Source organism: Caulobacter sp. AP07, from assembly GCF_000281955.1.
Classification (GTDB): domain Bacteria; phylum Pseudomonadota; class Alphaproteobacteria; order Caulobacterales; family Caulobacteraceae; genus Caulobacter.
In genome coordinates, this window is sequence record NZ_AKKF01000271.1 from 1 (window position 1) to 3,670 (window position 3,670).

The following is a 3,670-nucleotide window of genomic DNA, read 5'->3' on the forward strand; positions in this document are numbered from 1 at the left end:
GTGGCGGCTGCCGCCGTTCACCGGCACGGTCCAGAGCACCGAGAACGCCTATGTGCGCGGCTACGTCACCCTGCTGGCCCCCAAGGTCGACGGCTATGTGGTCGCGGTGGCGGTCAAGGACTTCCAGCCGGTGACCGGCGGACAGGTGCTGGTGCAGATCGACGACCGCATCTTCCGCCAGAAGCTGGCCCAGGCGCAGGCCTCCGTGCAGTCGGCCCAGGCGGCGCTGGACGCCAACCTCCAGGCCCAGACCGCCAACGCCGCCCAGATCCGCCTGGCCCAGGCCCAGGCGGAGAGCGGCCGGGCGGCCCTGGCCAAGGCCCAGGTCGACCTGCGGCGGGCCGAGCCGCTGCTGGCCAAGGGCTGGCTGGCCGCCAGCCAGCGCGACGTGCTGGCCGTCGCCCTGCGCCAGGCCACGGCCGGCGTCGCCCAGAGCGAGGCCAATATCGACATCGCCCGCCAGGCCCTGGCCACCACCCAGGTCAATCGCGAGTCGCTGCAGGCGTCCCTGGCCAGCGCCCAGGCGGCGGTCGAGCTGGCCCGTATCGACGTGGCCAACACCACCATCCGCGCCCCCGAGGACGGCGCGGTCGGCGAGGTGGGGGTCAAGCTTGGCCAATATGTCGCCGTCGGGACCCAGCTGATGGGCGTCGTGCCGCGCCAGACCTGGGTGACGGCCAACTTCAAGGAGACCCAGACCGCGAAGATCCGCGTCGGCCAGCCGGCGGTGGTCGAGGTCGACGCCCTGGGCGGGCTGAAGCTGCGCGGCCATGTCGAGCGGCTGGGGCCAGCCACCGGCTCGGAGTTCGCGGTGATCAAGCCCGACAACGCCACCGGCAACTTCACCAAGGTGGTCCAGCGCCTGCCCACCCGCATCGTCCTCGATCCGAACCAGGACGGGGTGGCCCGCCTGCGGCCGGGGATGAGCGTGGTGGCGCGGGTCGATACCGCGAATTGACTCGCAACCTTCGCGGTCCCTCGCGCATTCTGGTCGGAACTTGGCTGTTAGGGAGACAACGACATGAACGGTGTGGGCTTTATCGGCGCGATCATCATCGGCATCTTCGCCGGCTGGCTGGCCGAGAAGATCATGGGTCGCAATCATGGCCTGCTGACCAATCTGGTCGTCGGCCTGGTGGGGGCGCTGATCGGCGCCTTCCTGGCCAACATGTTCAACATTCACTTCATGGGCTGGGTCGGCAGCATCATCGTCTCGACGATCGGGGCGGTCGTGCTGCTGTTCATCCTGGGCCTGTTCAAGAAACGCGGTTGACGCTTCGTCCATGACAAAAAAGGGCCGCCGTCCCGAAGGACGGCGGCCCATTTGTTGTCCGGAAAGGCGTGAAGCCTATTCTTCCTTGACGCGGCGCTTGCGGAACGACGGGTTCAGGACCTGCTTGCGCAGGCGGATGTTCTTCGGCGTCACTTCCACCAGCTCGTCTTCCTCGATGTAGGCGATGGCCTGTTCGAGGGTCATGCGGCGCGGCGGGGTCAGGCGGATCGACTCGTCCTTGCCCGAGGCGCGGACGTTGGTCAGCTGCTTGGCCTTCATCGGGTTGACGTCGAGGTCGTCCTGACGGGCGTTCTCGCCGATGATCATGCCCAGATAGGTCTTCTCGCCGGCGCCGACGAACATCGTGCCGCGATCTTCCAGGTTCCACAGCGCGAAGGCTGCGGTTTCGCCGTCCGAGTTGCTGATCAGCACGCCCTTGCGCTGCTGGTCGATGGCGCCCTTGTAGGGCTCGTAGTGGCTGAACACGCGGTTCAGCACGCCCGAGCCGCGGGTGTCGGTCAGGAACTCGCCCTGGTAGCCGATCAGCGAGCGCGACGGGGCGACCAGCGAGATGCGGGTCTTGCCGGCGCCCGACGGACCCATGTCCCTCAGCTCGGCCTTACGGAGCGACAGCTTCTCGATGACGATGCCCGAGAACTCGTCGTCGACGTCGATCATGACGTCTTCCATCGGCTCCAGGCGCTTGCCGGTTTCCGGATCGTTCTGGAACACCACGCGCGGACGGCTGATCGACACTTCGAAGCCTTCGCGACGCATGTTCTCGATCAGGACGCCCAGCTGCAGTTCGCCGCGGCCGGACACTTCATAGGCGTCGCCCTCGCTGGTCTCGGTGACCTTGATGGCGACGTTCGATTCGGCTTCCCGCAGCAGGCGGTCGCGGATGACGCGGCTTTGGACCTTGTCGCCTTCCTTGCCGGCCAGCGGGCTGTCGTTGACCGAGACGGTCATCGAGATGGTCGGCGGATCGATCGGCTGGGCCGGCAGGGCGTCGGTCACGTCCAGGGCGCACAGGGTGTCGGCCACGGTGGCCTTGGACATGCCGGCGATGGCGACGATGTCACCCGCCTCGGCGCCTTCGTCGACCGGCGAACGCTTCAGGCCACGGAAGGCCAGCACCTTGGTGATGCGGCCGCGCTCGATTTCCTTGCCGTCGCGGTCCAGGGCGTGGATGGCCATGCCGGGAACGGCCTTGCCGCTCTCGATGCGGCCGGTCAGCAGGCGGCCCAGGAACGGATCGGATTCGATCAGCACGTTCAGGATCTGGAACGGCTCGTCCTTCTTGGCGATCTGCTTGGGTTCCGGCACATGGCGGACGATCAGATCGAACAGCGGGGCCAGGTTGTCGTTGGGGACGTTCAGATCCATCGTCGCCCAGCCGGCGCGGCCCGAGGCGTAGATGTGCGGGAAGTCCAGCTGCTCGTCCGTGGCGCCGATGGCGGCGAACAGGTCGAACGCGGCGTTGTGAACCTTGTCCGGATCGGCGTGGGCGCGGTCGACCTTGTTGATGCAGAGGATCGGGCGCAGGCCCATCTTCAGCGCCTTGGTCAGCACGAACTTGGTCTGCGGCATGACGCCTTCCTCGGCGTCGACCAGCAGGACGCAGCCGTCCACCATGCCCAGGATGCGCTCGACCTCGCCGCCGAAGTCGGCGTGGCCGGGGGTGTCGATGATGTTGATGCGGGTTTCGCCCGCTTCACCGTTCCACAGGACGCTGGTGCACTTGGCCAGAATCGTAATGCCGCGTTCGCGCTCCTGGTCGTTGGAGTCCATGGCGCGTTCGGTCGTCGCCTCGTTGGCGCGGAACACGCCCGACTGGGCCAGGAGCTGATCGACGAGAGTGGTCTTGCCATGATCGACGTGCGCGATGATGGCGATGTTTCGCATGGACATGGAGAAGGCGGACTTTCGGGGAGGAACAAATGAGGTTTGACGCTGCGCGCGTCAGGCGCGCGGCTTTTACGCGACTGCGCGACGTTTATCCACCCCACCCCTGCACAACAGATTCACGCGGAAACCGGTGTCAGTCACAAACCCCTTAATTTCAGGGGGTTTTGGGAAGTTGCGCACGGAGGTCGTTTCTTTGGCAACTAATTGTGCAGTGCAGCATAGTGCAAAAAATGGCCAACTTTTGCAGGTAGTGTTCGCCGACCCTTGCGCGGCAAAGGGTTTCTGAGGGGCGTGGCAGAAAAACCGACAGCGTTGTCGAAGATTTTGCTTGATGCATTTCGCACCGCACCCTATAAGCAACCTGTGAGGCGGCGCTGCCGCCTCTGCCCTTCCTGGGCGTTTCCTCCCTAATGAACTGCCCGGCTTTCGAGCCGGGCTTTTTTTTGGCCTGGACCCAGGGGGCGAAGAACCCTCTCTCTTTGAGAGAGG

3 protein-coding genes are annotated in these 3,670 nt (G+C 65.6%); 2 read left to right on the forward strand and 1 reads right to left on the reverse strand.

Annotated features, from left to right (window positions below):
• Window positions 1–958: HlyD family secretion protein (locus PMI01_RS23435; RefSeq protein ID WP_007675269.1), on the forward strand; the 958-nt coding region annotated here is incomplete at its 5' end.
• Window positions 959–1,021: 63 nt separating this feature from the next.
• Window positions 1,022–1,273, forward strand: a complete 252-nt coding sequence (locus PMI01_RS23440; RefSeq protein ID WP_007675271.1) for a GlsB/YeaQ/YmgE family stress response membrane protein — start codon at window positions 1,022–1,024, stop codon at window positions 1,271–1,273.
• 75 nt (window positions 1,274–1,348) lie between these two features.
• On the opposite strand, the gene typA is transcribed toward PMI01_RS23440, so the two are convergent.
• Window positions 1,349–3,184, reverse strand: coding sequence for a translational GTPase TypA (typA, locus tag PMI01_RS23445; RefSeq protein ID WP_035038049.1), 1,836 nt, complete (start codon window positions 3,182–3,184; stop codon window positions 1,349–1,351).
• Window positions 3,185–3,670: the final 486 nt, after the last annotated feature.

Excerpts from the sequence above, each read along its gene's own strand:
- PMI01_RS23440 (WP_007675271.1), top strand. The coding sequence starts at position 1,022 with ATGAACGGTGTGGGCTTTATCGGCGCGATCATCATCGGCATCTTCGCC.
- typA (WP_035038049.1), bottom strand. The coding sequence starts at position 3,184 with ATGTCCATGCGAAACATCGCCATCATCGCGCACGTCGATCATGGCAAG.